Raw genomic sequence first — 16932 nt, forward strand, 5'->3', positions numbered from 1 at the left:
TTTGCCTGACTTTGTTACTTTTCCGCCTTTTCTATGGCGGTATTTATATCTTCCGGAGCCAAATTGGCGTTGAGGAAGTCTGTCGATACTGGGGTATCAATCACTAGCCGTGAGACTTTGCCAATCTGGAGGAACCCTGACGAAATGCTGTAATCCTGGATATGACCACCTCCTTGGCGGTCATCGGTAATAAAATGTTCGTGATAGCCGGGTACATTAATGCCAGTCGTGTATTTAGGACTGCGAAAGCCGGCGACCACGCCTTGCTTATGCGTGAAGCGGAATGTTGGTTGTTCTTTGACCACTTCAAGCATTGGTCGATAAGGGCGTGTTTGTTTAGGTACGGTACGAGTACGAACTGAATCGAAAACACCATCAATGCGCACTGCGCAAAATAGGTTATCGCTTGGAACCAGGTCGTCTATGAGGCTATGGACTTCATGACGTGACATGCGCGATGTCAATGGCAGCTCGATATCAGGCTTAAAAAAAGTCATGACAGCAAAGGGCGTTTTTTGCGCTAGGTCTGCCGGGTTTGCGGAGCCATCCGACTTGAGTTGAAAAACTTCCTTATCAAAAGCAATCAACTCACCATCCAATTCATTGAACGTACCTAAACCAAAATCCCCATGTTTCAGCAGTTCTTCTATGGTTGTTGAGCCTTCGTAAACACCAGCTATCAAAGCACTCATTAACGAAGTCTGATAAATCTCACCATCTCCGGTAACGTGATGGTATTCAGAAAATTCTTTCGCTACTTCAAGCGAACAAGCACATAGAGGGTTATAAAATCCACGCATGAGTAAGACCAGTTATGCAATGAAGAGTATATTTAGATTGACTTCTACACGGTGCTAAATCCAATATAAAAAAGATTTATTTTGATATGGAAAATATATGGAATTTCGCTACCTGAAGTATTTTGTCTCGGTCTCCGAGACTCGTCACTTTACCCGAGCAGCTGAACTGTTAGGGATTGCGCAACCTCCTTTGAGTCAACAAATCAAAAAGCTAGAGCACGAGCTTGGCGTGGACTTATTTAAGCGCTTGTCTAGAGGAGTAGAGCTGACCCGTGCAGGGCAAGTCTTTTATACGGATGCGGTAAATATTCTTGCTGATGTGGAACGCGCTAAAGCAAAAGCTCGTCAGATTGCTCGTGGTGAAAATACGCAGGTTAAAATTGGGTTCGCGACGTCAACATCAACCTGCATTAAGGTATTGGAGAGGATTGGGCGTATTCAAGAGAATGGGGTTCATTTACAGACGGCGGAACTATCAATGCCAGAGCTTGCCACTCAGTTAAAAAGCAAACAACTTGATCTCGCAATCATGCGGCTACCCTGTTACGCCAGTGAGCCTTTTGAGCACAAGGTGTTGTTTAACGACCCGTTTGTCGCAGTGATTCCGGCGGGCCACGAACTGGCAAAATATCCCTGTATCCAGATGAAACAGTTGAGAGGCCATAAAATTTTACTGTTTCCACGAGAGACTGGACCCGCATTGTTTGATGGTATGAGCACACTTTTTGCCGACGCAGGAGTAAGGCTCGAACCACAGTTCGCAGCACCGCAACTTCGTACGACGATTGCCATGGCGCAGGCCGGGTTAGGTATTGCTCTCGTTCCGCGCTCACTGGCTGAACATCTCGATGATTCCGCGACAGTCGCTGAGATTGATGATATCCCTCTCATTAGTCGTGTTGTTGTTGCTTGGGAGGCATCTAATCTCAATAAACAAGCGCTAAAAGTAGCCATGCACATCGGTCATGTTGAGGCTTAAAGATGAGTCATCGAATTGGCTCTGATAGCCACAGGCAAATGTGATACTCTCACTCGTTATATGCAAAGCTATGCTTTGGTTGAATAGACAAATCTTACTCAACGAATAGAACTTACTGAGGATGTACCAATGATATACGCTGCGGTCTTTGATATGGACGGGTTGCTGATTGATTCAGAACCTTTGTGGAAGGAAGCGGAAAAGCAGGTGTTTTCATCAGTTGGTGTCCAAGTGACCGAAGTGCTGTCAAAGCAGACTGCAACTATGACGACAGGTGAAGTAACAAGGTTTTGGTATGAACGTAATCCTTGGCAAGAAAAGAGCCTAGAGGAAGTAGAGAATGCTGTTGTGGATAAAGTGGAGGCATTAATAATTGAAAAAGGATGCGAATTAGAGGGTGTTACAGAAACACTCAAATTGCTTAAGGAAAAAGGGTTTAAGATAGGGTTGTCTACTAATTCACCTTATCAACTCATTCCCATCATTTTGAACAAACTCGGTATTGCCAGTTACTTTGACGCGATATCATCGTCAGACGATGTAGAGCAGGGTAAGCCAGAGCCAGATGTCTACCTTTCAACAATCAATAAACTAGGTGTAGATTCAAGTAACTGTATTGCCTTTGAAGACTCTTATTCGGGTATGCTTGCGGCAACACGAGCAAACATAAAAACAGTCGTGATACCTCAACCTGATAAGTTCTACCAAGAGTTTAATGAAGCCAGTCTAAAGCTGCAAAAGCTATCAGAGTTTAATGAAAGCCATTTGGCGAGTTTAATGGACTTGAATTTGAAAGCAACACTTGCACCAACACCGCATGAAAGTTTTTTAGAAGAAGGACTTGATTGTGAATAGCCGGTCGCTGAAAAAAATACCTACTGCCAATGTTCTTATTGGTTTTACCTATAGAATCATTCGCAAAAGATACAACTATGTTGGACGAGCTCAATAATCGATTTGTTACATTTGAAAGGCGATTTGATGATTGTATCAACTCTGCTTCTCAAAGTGATATGAGTGAAAACATTGTCAGTCAGATTCAAGCGCTTAATATTGATTTTGAAATTTCGGTTGGCTATTTATACAAACAATCACTTTATTTATGCTCTGATGATGAATTCAGTGATTTAGCAAGAATTATCATGATAATTGAAACCTCCGATAATGATGGATTGCAATTATCAAAGGCAAAAGCTAGTCAAATTAGAAAGCTACTTTTTAGCAAAGTGGATTTACGTTTAGAGTCGAAGTTTCAAAGTTTACCGCAAGATAAAAAGGAAGCATTACTGAGCATTGCGAAAAAGCTTGAACCTTTTGATCTCGTAAGCATGCATGAACGACTTCAGGCAATGTAGACTTATGAAAGAATGTTTTGAGTAGATTCTTAACGCTTGGCTTTTTCATTAAGATTGAGTATTAGGTTCAACGCCTCTAGCTCTTACACAAGATCTAGAGGCATCCATTTTTTATTGACTTAAAAATGCCGCGCTAAGATTTTAACCCTGCAGCGGTCATCATGACGCGAAATAACATAGACACTAACCCTAATGCAGCGACGCTAACGACCCAAATTCCAACCATCCACGCCCATTGGCGGCACCAATTTTTGACTTTCATACTCACTCCTTATCAACTCGTTAATGGTACGCTTCGTCTTCTTTCACTTTTCCAGAGAAGACGTAATAACTCCAAAAGGTGTAAGCCAGAATGATCGGGATGATGATCACCGCTCCAACGAGCATAAAGCGCTGACTGCTTGCAGGAGCCGCTGCTTCCCATATTGATATGCTAGGAGGAATGATATTTGGCCAGATACTGATGCCAAGCCCTGCGAACCCGAGAATCACGATCACTAGCGCCATCACGAAAGGGCTGCGCTCTTTACGCTTTTTAACGGAGTCAGCAATCTTCAAACATACCAGTCCAGTAATGACTGGTACGGGCAGTAAGTAGAACAAATTCGGCAGAGAAAACCATCTTTCCGCAATGGTAGGGTAAGCAAGTGGAGTCCAAGCGCTCACAATGACTAATGCGGAGATCATCGCCAGTAGTGTTTTATTAGTGAAGCGGTACATCGTGTTTTGCAGTGCACCTTCCGTCTTCATGATGAGCCATGTGCTACCGAGCAGCGCGTACGTTGCGACTAAACCCAAACCGCAAAAGATGGGAAAAGGGGTAAGCCAGTCTAGTTGGCTACCTACGAAGACGCGGTTTTCCACCGCAAAGCCTTGAATTACCGCGCCAACAACGATGCCTTGGAAAAACGTGGTTAAAATCGATCCGACCATAAAAGAGCGATCCCAGAACTTTAAGTGGCTTTCCAATGCTTTAAAGCGAAACTCAAATGCGACTCCACGAAAGATCAAAGCAATCAACATCAACGTTAAAGGGATGGTTAGCGCTTCAATAATCACCGCGTAAGCCATCGGAAAAGCGCCAAATAGAGATGCGCCTCCAAGCACAATCCAAGTTTCGTTACCGTCCCAAACTGGCGCGACACTGTTGACCATGACGTCTTTTTGTTTTTCATCCTTGATGAAGGGCATCAGTATTCCAATACCCAAATCGAAGCCGTCCATGATGATGTACATCAAAGTGGCAAAAACGATGATCGCGAACCAAATCACGGATAAATCAAAATGCATATTCTCTACCTTAACTTTGTGACAAATTCTAGATGCGGACTGAAACGGTCGTCATGTCGTGCTCATCGTGCTCGATTGCATCGGGGCCTTTCTTGATTTGGTGGATCATGTAGTAATACCCAAAACCAAACACCAAGCTGTACACAACAAGGAAACACAGCAGGCTGATGCTCATTTGTAGGTCTCCGTGTGCAGAAACCGCATCACGCGTTTTTTGTACGCCATACACGACCCAAGGTTGTCGACCAACCTCTGTCGTAAACCAGCCAGCGAGTATTGCGATAAGGCCAGATGGCCCCATAAATAATGAAAATTTGAGGAACCAACGCGAGGTATAAAGCGTGTTCTTTTTTCGTAACCACATGCTGTAGAAGCTTTGAAAAATCATCAGAAGTCCTAGCCCGACCATGATTCGAAATGACCAAAAGACGATAGGTGAGTTCGGTCGTTCCTCTTTCGGGAAGTCTTTCAGCGCCGGGATTGGCTCAGTTAAACTGTGGCGTAGGATCAAACTTCCTAGAACAGGAATTTCTAAGGCATAGTCTGTGCGTTCTTGTTCCATGTTTGGCATGCCGAACAAAATCAATGGGGTTGGTTTGCCATCACTGTTATCCCAATGTCCTTCGATGGCAGCGATTTTGGCGGGCTGGTGTTCCAGAGTGTTTAGCCCATGCACATCGCCAATCACGGCTTGGAGTGGCGCAAGGAACACTAAGATCCCGAGCGACATCGAAAACATGGTTTTTACCGCAGTCGATTGATTGCCTCTCAATAAATGCCAAGCGGCTGACGCGCCTACAAAGAGTGCTGAACTGACAAAAGCTGCGACGCTCATGTGAGCCAAACGATAAGGAAATGAAGGATTGAAAACGATAGCAAACCAGTCGGTTGGCACCACACGTCCGTCGACAATTTCATAGCCTTGTGGCGTTTGCATCCAACTGTTGGAGGCGAGAATCCAGAAGGTCGAAATGATCGTGCCTAACGCCACCATCGAGGTTGCAAAAAAGTGCAGCTTTTCGCCGACGCGACGCCAACCAAACAGCATCACGCCAAGAAATCCGGCTTCGAGAAAGAAAGCCGTTAACACTTCATAAGTCAGTAATGGGCCAGTGATAGAACCAGCGAAGTCGGAGAAACCACTCCAGTTGGTGCCGAATTGATAGGCCATGACAAGGCCAGATACAACGCCCATCCCAAAGTTAACCGCAAAAATTTTCGACCAGAAGTGATAGAGCTTTTGGTAATCGGGATTACGTGTTTTTAGCCATAAGCCTTCCAGCACGGCGAGATAGGTGGCCAAACCTATGGTGATAGCGGGGAAAATAATATGAAAGGATACCGTGAAGGCGAACTGTATCCGTGCAAGCATAAATGCGTCGAGGCCAAACATTAAACTTCCTTTGATCTTTTAAGTTTTATGAGAGAGCTATTTTAAAAGGAGCGGAATGAGGGAAGTAGGTACAGACAGTGACTATAAACCTATAACAGATTAAATATTGAAGTGTTATTATTTTGAATTCAGCTTTATGGAGGGGGATTTGCGTTTGGCGAAGTATCAAGAGTTAGTGGAACAGCTTAAAAGGCAGATAAAATCGGGGATATGGCATCCGGGTGACAAGCTGCCTTCTCTGCGTCGCCAATCTGAACACTCGGGTTTAAGCTTGATGACGGTGTTGCATGCCTATCAAATTCTGGAATCTCAAGGCTGGGTCACCTCACAGCCGCGCTCTGGTTATCGAGTCGCTCCCAATATTAAGAGTTCAAATGAACCCCAAGCGCCAGCCGCGGTTTCGTGGACAGAACAGGTAGACATCAATGAATTTATCTTTGATGTGCTGCAAGCGAGTAAAAATCCATCCATGATCAATTTTGGCTTTGCCTATCCAGATCCAAGTTTGTACCCACGCTATCACGTGAATCGGGCGATGAGCGCAGCCGCTCGCAATATGCCGATTTCTACCGCCTTTGATAACTTACCGCCGGGAAACGAACAATTACGCACCATCATCGCGAAGCGTTATGCTGCGAAAGGCATTGAAATTTCACCCGATGAAATTGTTATTACGGCAGGCGCGCTGGAGGCGTTAACGCTCAGTTTGCAAGCCTGCACAAGACCGGGAGATTGGGTGGTTGTGGAGTCGCCTGCATTCTACGGTGCATTGCAATCCTTAGAGCGGTTAGGTTTGAAAGCGCTCTCAGTAAGAACAGACCCAGTCACGGGCATTGACCTAGACTCATTGGAACGAGCGCTGCAAACACACGATGTGAAAGCATGTTGGCTGATGTCGAACTTCCAAAATCCTCTGGGTTTTACGCTCACCAACGAGAAAAAACAAAAGCTGATTGAGCTGACACAGCGATATAACGTACCAGTGATTGAAGATGATGTGTACAGCGAACTGCATGCAGGGAATGACTCGGTCTACCCACTAAGAATGTTTGATGACACGGGCAATGCCATGTTGTGCTCCTCGTTTTCAAAATCATTAATCGCAGGGCTACGTATTGGTTGGGTTGCGGCGGGAAAGCGGGCGCTAGAGGTACAAAAGTTACAGCTAATGAGTACATTAGCGACGAGTGCACCAGTGCAAATGACATTGGTGCATTATTTAACAAGCCGCAATTATGAATCGCATTTGAAGCAGTTACGGAAAAAGCTGTTTGAACGTAAAAGTAAGATGACGGATCTGCTTAGTGAGCTGTTACCTGAAGAAGTCAAAGTGTTAAGCCAAAGCGGCGGGTACTTTATTTGGTTAGAGCTTCCCAAGCATATCGACGCCTTGCAGATATATCGAGAAGCGCTAAAAGATAATATCAGCATCGCACCGGGAAAGATGTTCAGCCTGACAGAACAATACGATCACTGTATTCGTCTTAACGCTTCTTTTGAGCTCAATGACAAATACGTCCATGCTCTCAATCTGCTTGCCAACATTATTCGCTGTCATTTGGCGAAATAGCGACTTTCTTCAGTTTTTTGGTTTAATAGAGCGCGCGGGATTTCCAGCAACTCGATCGCCCGGCGCAACGTCTTTGGTTATGACAGAGCCAGCGCCGACGACGGCCTCATCGCCAATGGTCACGCCTGGCAGTATGATAGCGCCCCCACCAATCCAAACGTTATTGCCGATTTTTACCGGTTTGGCGATCTCATCTCCGGCTAAGCGTCTTTGTGTATCGAGTGAATGAGCGGCTGTGTAAATTTGCACTCTAGGCCCAATCATGACGTCCGCGCCAATCTTAACCTGCCCATTGTCCAGAATAATGGCATCCCAGTTGATGTAGGAGTTTTCCCCGATGGACAAGTGACAACCGTAGGTAAGTTGAAGCGGTGGCTCTATACAGGCGCTGTTTTCTAATTGGACGCCCATTTCCGCCAATAGTTGTCTACGGATACTTGGGTTTGGCTCGTGGTTAAATTGGAAGACAAGCTGCGCGGTTTTGGCGCGCATCAGCTTTAGTTCTTCATCCAGACAATTATAGGTTTCTCCAGAGCGCATCCGAGTCAGTTCTGACATAACAATCATTCCATCAATGTTGTTTGCAATAAGGTGCATAATAATAAATGAAGGTGATTCGAAGTGAAAATTTGATGCTTAAAAATCAGAAAGTTATCACTGATTTGCCTTGCGTATTCAGTCGGTTGATTGGCTCGTTGAGTACACAAAGACGTACTCCTTAAATGGCTTAATCGTGTTGAAGCCAAAGCGGGAAACCACTCGAAGCGTTTTACGTAGATTACAATATAGTTAATAAGTAGAACTTAATTGAGTCGCTTGCGCTATCGATTGACCTAAAAATTTAAGACTTATGCGCTCTGGCTTGCTGGCAACGATGAATCAAGAGTGAGCACTTTATGTTCGAACGGGTCATTTCATTTTTAGAAACAACGCTGTTTACCTTTAACGAACAACCTATCACGTTGTGGGCGATATTGATGGTGCCGACATGGGTGATTGTCGCTTTATGGTTGTCCAAAATTTTAATCAAAACCGTTACGTCAAGAATGTCCTCATCGGGGAAAGATCCAAACGTCATTCATTTGGTTAAACGGATATTATTTGTCATCGCTCTCGCCATTATTTTTATGACCACACTTTCGATGATCAATGTGCCAATCACCGCGTTCGCCTTTCTGTCTGGTGCCATCGCTATCGGCTTCGGTTTTGGTGCACAAAACATCATTAACAACTTCATAAGTGGCTGGATTTTGATTGGTGAAAAGCCAATCCGAATTGGGGACTTTTTAGAGGTCGAGGGAGCCAAAGGCATTGTCGAGCAAATAAATACGCGTTCAACGCGAATCAGGCGAACCGATGGCGTTCACATGCTCATTCCCAACAGTCAATTGATTGAGAACGTGGTGATCAACTGGACGTTATGCGACAGATTAGTCCGTGGCTCGGTCGTCGTCGGCGTCGCGTATGGGAGCGATGTCAAACAGGTTGCTGCCTTAATGGCGGAGGTGACTTCGCAGCAAGCGCAAGTTCTGAGTTCGCCAGCTCCAGACGTGTTTTTTCAAGACTTTGGCGATAATGCTTTGATCTTCGAATCTTATTTTTGGATTAACTCAACGGTTGAAGGCGGGATTCGATCGGTCGCAAGTGCCATACGTTTTGAAATCTATGAAGCTTTCGAAAAGCACGGTATTGAAATCGCGTTTCCACAACGAGATGTGCACATTGATGGGGAAATCAAGTTGTCTAGGGAGAGAAACGGATAGGGCGATAAGCGGTGTAGGTGCCCTTATCTTGGCTTCGAGTAGTGATAGCGAGGCGGTCACAATATGGATTCACCTCGCTAGAAACCAGTTTGAAGGCGTTATTGGTTGTCCCACATGACTTCGCATTCTTCTTTGATTGCTGATTTTAGCAACTCAATCAGTGGAAACGCTCTGCGTCCTAGGCTTACCGCGGGCTCTGCTTGTTCTTCCTCTTCGTCTACATCAGTAGGGAGGTTTTCTTCAGCTGCATTTTTCGCAGATAGAGCAGAAGTTAATCTTGATAGCGCGTCAGGAACATCTTGAGCGGAAATTGATCCCGGCACCGTGCCGCTGTGACCCATCATTTTGAGCATATCTAATGCAATATCACCAAACATTGTGACGTTTGAGTGGCTTCGACAACGAAATGTTATGAGCATTTACCTGATCCTGTTTTATATGTTCGGTTTGAAACTAAATTGTAGCTGAAATCAGACACTAATTAATGTGATGAAGACCGTTGAGCGTTAAGGTTTTTATGAGTAACAACAAAAAACGGGCACGTACGTCTGCATGCCCGTTGAAATACATTACCTGATTGGTTGTTGATGATTTACAAGCTATACGGATCGCCTAGAGCCAATGCGACCCTAGAAGCAGGAGACTTTCCTAACGCACGGCAAATTTGCCAACCCGCTTCATTGATGACGCCAAGGTCAACGCCTGTTTCAATCCCAAGTTGCTCACACAGATAAAGTACATCTTCCGTTGCAACATTGCCACTGGCTCCTTTCGCGTAAGGGCAGCCGCCGAGCCCCGCTACTGCGCTATCAATGGTGTTGATGCCCATTAACAAGGCTTGGTAGATATTGGCTAATGCTTGTCCATAAGTGTCATGAAAATGTACTGCGAGCGCGTCTTTTGGCAGTAGCGTTAACAACGAATCCAGCATGGCGATAACGCGATTAGGCGTTGCTTTACCGACAGTATCACCGAGCGAAATCTCATAACATCCCATATCAAACAACGTATTGGCGACCTTGGTAGTTTGCTCTGGCTTGATTACTCCCTCATATGGACACACCATGGTACAAGACAAGTACCCGCGTACAGGAATGTTGTGCTGGTTCGCCAATTCGATAACGGGTTCAAATCGAGCGAGACTTTCGGTAATGCTGCAGTTGATGTTCTTCTGGCTGAACGTTTCTGAAGCGGAGCCAAACACCGCAATTCGCTTTACACTGCTTTCCAGCGCACGTTCTAACCCTGCGAGATTTGGTGTGAGCGCGCTATAAACCACGTCAGGCTTTTTTGAGATACCAGCAAACACCTGATCGGAATCGGCCATTTGAGGCACCCACCTTGGAGAGACGAAAGATCCCGCCTCAATATGCTTTAAGCCACTGCTGCTTAGTTGGTTAATCAAACGGATTTTATCAACCAGCGTCACTGCCGTTTCATTTTGCAGACCATCACGAGCGCCGACTTCGACGATATTAACCTTCGCTGGTAGCATATTCGCGCTCCTTATCTTCACTGACGTTATCCGATATCAAAGACAAATTCAGCAGTATGGAACCGTGCTGTACTTGGTCCCCGTGCTGATAAAACAATTCGTCGACTGTTGCTGCGACCGGAGCCGTGATGGTGTATTCCATTTTCATTGCTTCGAGTACCAAAAGCAGATCGCCCGTCGCCACTTCGTCACCTTTAGCCACCATAACTGCTGAAATTATGCCGTTGAGTGGTGCGGTTGGACTTAGTTCATCATCTACATCTTTTGCAGAGTCAAAGTTAGGTTGATGAGCGAACGTACGCTGCTGACCAAGATAAAATAGTGTTGTTCTTTGTTCATCGCTAAGTGCATTAAAGGTGTAACGCACATTATCAATATCGACGATAATCTGGTTGTCACTTTCAAGCAGGATGACCTGATGCAGCTCCTCACCACATCGGACAGTGAAGTGAGATCCTGTATCTTGCGATGATTGTTGCAAACGTACCTGATGGTTGGCATTGGCATCCGTGAAGTTAAATCGGTAAACGTTGTCAACTGACAGTCTAAAACCTCGTCTGGTTGGCGCGGGTAACGTTGAGCTGTCTGATTTTGAAATGAGATCATTCCGGTGAGCAACCGCCGCCAATGTAAGCCAGATTGAATCCGACACGTCTTGCTGCTCATTTATGCCTTGTTGATGTGTTACGAGGAAACCTGTATCGAGCTCAATCTCGGCAAAGGCTGGCTGCGAAATAATACTGTGCAGATAACCAATGTTTGTCGTTACTCCACGTACGTGATATTGAGTTAACGCCTGCTTAAGCTGCTTTAGCGCGATATCACGAGTTTGCCCCCAGACGATCAGTTTGCTGATCATTGGATCGTAATATTCGCTGATGCTATCGCCTTGGGTAACACCACTATCAACGCGTACGCACGCTAGGCGCACATTACTGTCTGATACGGGTTCTTTTAAGTAGTCAATGCGGCCAGTCGACGGCATAAAGTCATTGTCTGTATCTTCTGCGTAAATTCGCAGCTCAATTGAATGGCCGTTGTGGGTGATTTCAGATTGCGAAATAGGTAAATGCTCGCCAGCTGCAACTTTGAATTGCCACTCCACCAAATCAACGCTGGTGATCAATTCAGTGACAGGGTGTTCAACTTGCAGACGGGTATTCATCTCCATGAAGTAGAATTGACCTCGGCTATCGAGTAAGAACTCCACCGTGCCCGCGCCAACATAGTCGATCGCTTGAGCGGCCTGAACCGCAGCTTCACCCATTTGTTTACGCAGTTCATCACTAAGACCGGGAGCTGGTGCTTCCTCCACAACTTTTTGGTGACGGCGTTGAATGGAGCAATCGCGATCAGAAAGATAGACACAGTTGCCATGTTGGTCAGCAAATACCTGAACTTCAACGTGGCGAGGCTGCAATATGCATTTTTCGATTAGAAGCCGCTTGTCGCCAAAGCTTGAAAGTGCTTCACGCTGCGCACCGTCGATGGCCAGCGGCATTTCGGCTGCGCTATTGACTACTCGCATGCCTTTACCGCCACCCCCTTGGGTTGCTTTAAGCATCACTGGGTAACCGATTTTTTCAGCTTCCGCTAATAAGTGCTCTACGCTGTTGTCTGTGCCGTGATAGCCGGGAACCAAGGGCACGTTCGCCTCAGACATGATGGCTTTGGCTTGCGACTTCGAACCCATCGCCTCAATTGCGCTGGTGGAAGGGCCAATAAAGACAATGCCATTTTCGCTGCACGCTTTGGCTAGTTTCGGGTTCTCGGAAAGAAAACCATACCCAGGGTGGATAGCATCGGCTTGCCATTTTTTCGCAGCGCCGATAATCGCATCGATATAGAGATACGATTCACTCGCAGGAGCGGGGCCAATGAATTCAGCGAAATCCGCTTGTTTAACATGTAAGCTGCTGCGATCCGCTTCGGAATAGACGGCTACCGTCTCGATAGCCATGCTTTTTGCGGTTTTAATGATTCGGCAGGCAATTTCACCGCGGTTTGCGATCAGTATTCTTTTAAACATGATTCCTCCAATTGGCGGCGCGCTTTTCAAAAAATGCAGCTAGTCCTTCTTGTCCTTCACTGGACACGCGAGCGGTTGCAATAGCTTGGCTGGTGTATTCAATTAATGAATGATCGATAGGTTGGTTATCACAGCGTAAACAAAGTGCTTTTGCAGCCTGCATGGCTTGTGGACCGTTGTTGAGCAGGTGATCAATGGTGCGATTGACGGCTTCACGTGGTTGAGCGTCTATCTGATGAAGAATACTCATCGATAGCGCGGTTTCGGCATCAATCAGTTCCGCGGTTAAAAAGTAGCGTCGGCTTTGTCGTTGTCCAATCGCTCGGATTACGTAAGGTCCGATGGTGGCGGGTAACAAACCGAGCTTCACTTCACTCAAACAGAAGCGGCTTTCAGGTGTACCAATAGCGATATCGCAGCAGCAGATAAGCCCAAGTGCGCCGCCAAATGCAGCGCCATGCACCATAGCAATAGTCGGTTTGCTAAAGGTATCCAGCGTATGCAAAAGTTTTGCTAGTTGCTGTGCATCTTGCAGGTTTTCACTCTCGGTTTTGGTGGCCATTGACTGCATCCAGCCAAGATCCGCACCCGCAGAAAAGTGTTTCCCTTGCGCCGTTAGTACCAATGCACGTAGAGAGTCGTCTCTCTCAAGTTTTTCCAAGGTTTCGATAAGTGAAGCAATTAATTCATCATTAAACGCGTTGTGTTTCTCTGGTCGATTGAGGCTCAACCAAGCAACGCCATTGCTGTCTTTTTCAAGCAGTAGTCCGGTCATGTGACTTCCTTTGTCTGACATTTCAGTCTCTATTCCAATGCTCGCTAACCGTTACTTGTATAAACATCGGTATTCGCGAGGAGTTAAGGTTTGCCTTGCATCCGGCTACATACGGAAGATGCCAAATTTGCTGTCTGGTATTGGCGCATTAAGCGCAGCAGACAGAGCAATGCCGACAACATCACGGGTTTTCGCAGGGTCAATAATGCCGTCGTCCCACAAACGAGCACTGGCGTAATAAGCGTGACTTTGAGTCTGATATTGCTCCGCAATTGGACGTTTGAACGCTTCTTCTTCCTCTACGCTCCAGCTTTCACCTTTGCGAGTTTTGATATCGCGGGTCACTTGCGCCATCACGCCAGCCGCTTGCTCTCCACCCATTACGGAGATGCGTGCGTTTGGCCACATCCACATCATGGTTGGATCATAAGCGCGGCCACACATGCCGTAGTTCCCTGCGCCATACGATCCACCAATAACCACGGTAAACTTCGGCACGTCTGCACACGCAACAGCAGTTACCATTTTCGCACCATGTTTGGCGATGCCTTCGGCTTCGTACTTCTGACCGACCATAAAGCCCGTGATGTTCTGCAAGAAGAGCAGAGGAATTTTGCGTTGTGCGCACAGCTCAATAAAATGCGCGCCTTTTTGTGCTGATTCCGAAAATAGAATGCCGTTGTTAGCGACAATGCCAATCGGCATACCGTGAATATGGGCAAAGCCACAGACCAAGGTTTCGCCGAACAAGGCTTTAAATTCATCGAACTGGGAATCATCAACAATTCGGGCAATGACCTCTTTAACATCAAACGGCTTTTTGAGATCGGTTCCGACGATGCCGTACAGCTCTTGGGCAGGAAAACGCGGCTCCAGTGGCGTTTTTTGCTTGAGTTGGACGGGTTTCAAGTGGTTAATTTGAGAAACGGCTTGTCTTGCCAACTCTAACGCGTGGTGATCATTTTCTGCGTAATAGTCCGCCACACCAGAGGTGCGACAATGAACGTCTGCGCCACCAAGATCTTCCGCGCTGACTTCTTCACCTGTCGCTGCTTTTACAAGAGGTGGACCTGCCAAGAAAATCGTGCCTTGTTCTTTGACTATGATGGAAACATCACACATCGCAGGAACATAAGCGCCGCCAGCGGTACATAGCCCCATGACCACAGCGATTTGCGGGATACCCTTGGCTGACATTCGGGCTTGGTTATAGAAAATACGACCGAAGTGGTCTTTGTCTGGGAAGACCTCATCTTGGCGGGGTAGGTTAGCGCCGCCAGAATCGACTAAGTAAACACACGGCAGTTGGCATTTTTCTGCAATTTCTTGTGCTCTTAAGTGCTTTTTCACGGTGAGTGGGTAGTAACTGCCGCCTTTTACCGTCACGTCGTTCGCGACGATCATGCACTCAGTGCCGTCAATTACACCCACACCGGCAACCACTCCAGCACATGGAACGTAATCTGGATACACATCCCAACCCGCGAACTGGCCAATTTCTAAGAAGGATGAACCGGGATCGAGGAGGGCAAGAATGCGCTCACGTACCGGAAGTTTGCCTTTCTTCTGCTGATGCTCACGTGCTTTCTCGCCGCCACCATCTTCGATTTGCGCAGTCACGGTATAGAGTTGATCCACGAGCGACGCCATAGAGCGGTAGTTTTCCTGATACTGCTCTGAATGGGTATTAATATTGGTCGTCAAACAAGCCATAAATAGCCGATCTCCATTCGGTAGACGGGTGACACCACCCGCCTTTATCTATGTTGAATAAGATTTAGGTTGAATAAGGAATTTATTTAGATTCAGAACGCCTAGGTATGTTGATTAGGCGCTTTCGTTAAACAATTCGCGACCAATAAGCATGCGGCGAATTTCTGAAGTGCCCGCACCGATTTCATACAGCTTGGCATCTCGCAACAAACGGCCCGTATCAAACTCGTTGATGTAGCCGTTACCGCCAAGTAGTTGAATCGCATCCAGTGCCATCTTGGTTGCCAGCTCTGCGCTGTAGAGGATCGCGCCAGCAGAATCTTTACGTGTGGTTTCACCGCGATCACAAGCGGCAGCGACGGCGTAAACATACGCTTTAGCGGCATTCATTTGTGTGTACATATCGGCGATTTTTGCTTGAACTAGCTGGAATTCACCGATGGATTTACCGAACTGTTTACGGTCGTGAATGTAAGGCACAACGATATCCATACACGCCTGCATGATGCCAAGTGGGCCGCCTGCAAGCACCACACGTTCGTAGTCGAGGCCGCTCATCAATACTTTCACGCCTTGGTTTTCTTCGCCGAGAATATTCTCCGCAGGGACTTCGCAGTTTTGGAAGACCAGCTCACACGTATTCGAGCCGCGCATGCCCAACTTGTCGAGTTTTTGTGCTTGAGTAAATCCAGGGAATCCGCGTTCCACAATAAACGCCGTGATGCCTTTGGAGTGCTGGCTTGGGTCTGTTTTTGCGTAGACAACATAGGTGTGTGCATCAGGGCCGTTGGTGATCCACATTTTGTTGCCATTTAATAGGAAAATATCGCCTTTACGTTCGGCTTTAAGCTGCATAGAGACCACATCAGAGCCGGCGCCGGGTTCACTCATAGCAAGGGCGCCGATATGTTCACCGGAGATGAGCTTAGGTAGGTATTTCTCTTTTTGTGCTTGTGTGCCGTTGCGGTGGATTTGGTTGACACAAAGGTTGGAGTGAGCGCCGTAACTTAACGCAACCGAAGCGGATGCTCGGCTGATTTCTTCCATAGCGATAACGTGGGCGAGATAGCCCATGCCTGCACCACCAAACTCTTCGCTGGTGGTCACACCTAAAAGACCCATGTCACCTAATTTGGACCAAAGATGGTTTGGAAAGTCGTTAGTTTGGTCGATAGATTGCGCTAGCGGCGCAATTTCTCTTGCAGCAAAACTATTGATTTGCTCGCGAAGCAAATCGGTATTTTCGTCATAAACAAAGTTCAGGGAAGAGTAGGTAGATTTCATTGCGTGTCCTTGCCTTTACGTCACCTACATCCCAGAGTTGAGGTGTTAGGTGACTTTTTCGCCTTTCATGGATCTCAGTGTGTTTTGGCATCGCAACTGCGCAGCATTTAACTCCATCATTACCGCTTGAATGTCGTTTGCTTGCTGTTGCAATGCTGCCTTCTTCTCTTCGATCAACCGAATCATATAGTTCAACTGCTCAGTACTTTGATCGGTATCGTAGAGTTCAAATAACTCTTTGATATCTGCAAGAGAAAAGCCCAATCGCTTACCTCGCAAAATCAGTTTTAGTCGAATTCGATCACGACCATTGTAGATTCGAGTGTTGCCTTTACGTTCTGGAGTTAGGAGACCTAAATCTTCGTAGAAGCGAATGCTTCGAGTAGTAATGTCGAACTCTTTCGCGAGCTCGCTGATCTTAAATGTGTTCATTCCTTAACCTTACGACTTTCGTATAACATTTACATGAATATACAATTCGTTAAC

17 protein-coding genes are annotated in these 16932 nt (G+C 46.4%); 5 read left to right on the plus strand and 12 right to left on the minus strand.

Features of this window, described 5'->3' with window-relative positions; translation table 11 throughout:
• Positions 1 to 14: 14 nt before the first annotated feature.
• Positions 15 to 800, minus strand: coding sequence for an acetolactate decarboxylase (budA, locus tag R7F67_RS04030; protein ID WP_053304714.1), 786 nt, complete (start codon positions 798 to 800; stop codon positions 15 to 17).
• A 97-nt stretch (positions 801 to 897) separates the two neighbouring features.
• On the opposite strand from budA, the gene R7F67_RS04035 reads away from it, so the two are divergent.
• The 3 genes from R7F67_RS04035 to R7F67_RS04045 all read left to right on the plus strand — a co-directional run bounded on the left by R7F67_RS04035 (position 898) and on the right by R7F67_RS04045 (position 3134).
• Positions 898 to 1779, plus strand: coding sequence for a LysR family transcriptional regulator (locus tag R7F67_RS04035; RefSeq protein WP_318056974.1), 882 nt, complete (start codon positions 898 to 900; stop codon positions 1777 to 1779).
• Positions 1780 to 1908: 129 nt separating this feature from the next.
• Complete coding sequence (gene hxpB, locus R7F67_RS04040) at positions 1909 to 2634, plus strand: hexitol phosphatase HxpB (RefSeq protein ID WP_054574664.1); 726 nt, start codon at positions 1909 to 1911, stop codon at positions 2632 to 2634.
• A gap of 77 nt (positions 2635 to 2711) precedes the next feature.
• Complete coding sequence (locus tag R7F67_RS04045) at positions 2712 to 3134, plus strand: hypothetical protein (protein WP_228010152.1); 423 nt, start codon at positions 2712 to 2714, stop codon at positions 3132 to 3134.
• A gap of 133 nt (positions 3135 to 3267) precedes the next feature.
• Here the strand turns inward: R7F67_RS04045 and R7F67_RS04050 are convergent, their stop codons facing one another.
• Genes R7F67_RS04050 through R7F67_RS04060 form a run of 3 tightly spaced genes read right to left on the minus strand, consistent with a single transcriptional unit; the run spans position 3268 to position 5817 of the window.
• On the minus strand, positions 3268 to 3396 hold the full coding sequence (locus tag R7F67_RS04050) for a DUF2474 domain-containing protein (RefSeq protein ID WP_017447407.1): 129 nt from the start codon (positions 3394 to 3396) through the stop codon (positions 3268 to 3270).
• Between the two features lie 20 nt (positions 3397 to 3416).
• A complete protein-coding gene (cydB, locus tag R7F67_RS04055) occupies positions 3417 to 4424 on the minus strand; it encodes a cytochrome d ubiquinol oxidase subunit II (protein ID WP_033906439.1) in 1008 nt (335 codons plus the stop codon).
• 28 nt (positions 4425 to 4452) lie between these two features.
• On the minus strand, positions 4453 to 5817 hold the full coding sequence (locus tag R7F67_RS04060; protein WP_318056975.1) for a cytochrome ubiquinol oxidase subunit I: 1365 nt from the start codon (positions 5815 to 5817) through the stop codon (positions 4453 to 4455).
• A 136-nt stretch (positions 5818 to 5953) separates the two neighbouring features.
• On the opposite strand from R7F67_RS04060, the gene R7F67_RS04065 reads away from it, so the two are divergent.
• Positions 5954 to 7387, plus strand: coding sequence for a PLP-dependent aminotransferase family protein (locus R7F67_RS04065; protein WP_085569101.1), 1434 nt, complete (start codon positions 5954 to 5956; stop codon positions 7385 to 7387).
• Positions 7388 to 7396: 9 nt separating this feature from the next.
• Here R7F67_RS04065 and R7F67_RS04070 read toward each other — a convergent pair whose 3' ends face one another.
• Positions 7397 to 7945: a sugar O-acetyltransferase gene (locus tag R7F67_RS04070; protein WP_033906440.1), complete on the minus strand. Its 549-nt coding sequence runs from the start codon at positions 7943 to 7945 to the stop codon at positions 7397 to 7399.
• A 338-nt stretch (positions 7946 to 8283) separates the two neighbouring features.
• Between R7F67_RS04070 and R7F67_RS04075 the strand changes: the two genes are divergently transcribed.
• Positions 8284 to 9150 (plus strand): mechanosensitive ion channel family protein, encoded by an 867-nt coding sequence (locus R7F67_RS04075; protein ID WP_005463614.1) that lies wholly within the window; start codon positions 8284 to 8286, stop codon positions 9148 to 9150.
• 98 nt (positions 9151 to 9248) lie between these two features.
• On the opposite strand, the gene R7F67_RS04080 is transcribed toward R7F67_RS04075, so the two are convergent.
• The 7 genes from R7F67_RS04080 to R7F67_RS04110 form a co-directional block, all read right to left on the minus strand.
• Entirely contained in the window at positions 9249 to 9569 is a 321-nt protein-coding gene (locus R7F67_RS04080) for a DUF1840 domain-containing protein (RefSeq protein ID WP_005373256.1), read from the minus strand.
• Between the two features lie 173 nt (positions 9570 to 9742).
• Positions 9743 to 10645 (minus strand): hydroxymethylglutaryl-CoA lyase, encoded by a 903-nt coding sequence (locus R7F67_RS04085; RefSeq protein ID WP_033906441.1) that lies wholly within the window; start codon positions 10643 to 10645, stop codon positions 9743 to 9745.
• Positions 10626 to 12674: an acetyl/propionyl/methylcrotonyl-CoA carboxylase subunit alpha gene (locus R7F67_RS04090; protein ID WP_318056981.1), complete on the minus strand. Its 2049-nt coding sequence runs from the start codon at positions 12672 to 12674 to the stop codon at positions 10626 to 10628. Before R7F67_RS04090 ends, R7F67_RS04085 begins: the two co-directional genes overlap by 20 nt.
• Complete coding sequence (locus R7F67_RS04095) at positions 12667 to 13449, minus strand: enoyl-CoA hydratase-related protein (protein WP_017633676.1); 783 nt, start codon at positions 13447 to 13449, stop codon at positions 12667 to 12669. The genes R7F67_RS04090 and R7F67_RS04095 overlap by 8 nt, the downstream gene beginning before the upstream one ends.
• 105 nt (positions 13450 to 13554) lie before the next feature.
• Positions 13555 to 15162: a carboxyl transferase domain-containing protein gene (locus tag R7F67_RS04100; protein ID WP_053304724.1), complete on the minus strand. Its 1608-nt coding sequence runs from the start codon at positions 15160 to 15162 to the stop codon at positions 13555 to 13557.
• 114 nt (positions 15163 to 15276) lie between these two features.
• Positions 15277 to 16446: an isovaleryl-CoA dehydrogenase gene (locus R7F67_RS04105; RefSeq protein WP_005373245.1), complete on the minus strand. Its 1170-nt coding sequence runs from the start codon at positions 16444 to 16446 to the stop codon at positions 15277 to 15279.
• Between the two features lie 45 nt (positions 16447 to 16491).
• Positions 16492 to 16878 (minus strand): MerR family transcriptional regulator, encoded by a 387-nt coding sequence (locus R7F67_RS04110; protein ID WP_005373242.1) that lies wholly within the window; start codon positions 16876 to 16878, stop codon positions 16492 to 16494.
• Between the last annotated feature and the right edge of the window lie 54 nt (positions 16879 to 16932).

It is taken from the genome of Vibrio sp. YT-17 (genome assembly GCF_033337375.1).
GTDB classification, from domain to species: domain Bacteria; phylum Pseudomonadota; class Gammaproteobacteria; order Enterobacterales; family Vibrionaceae; genus Vibrio; species Vibrio alginolyticus.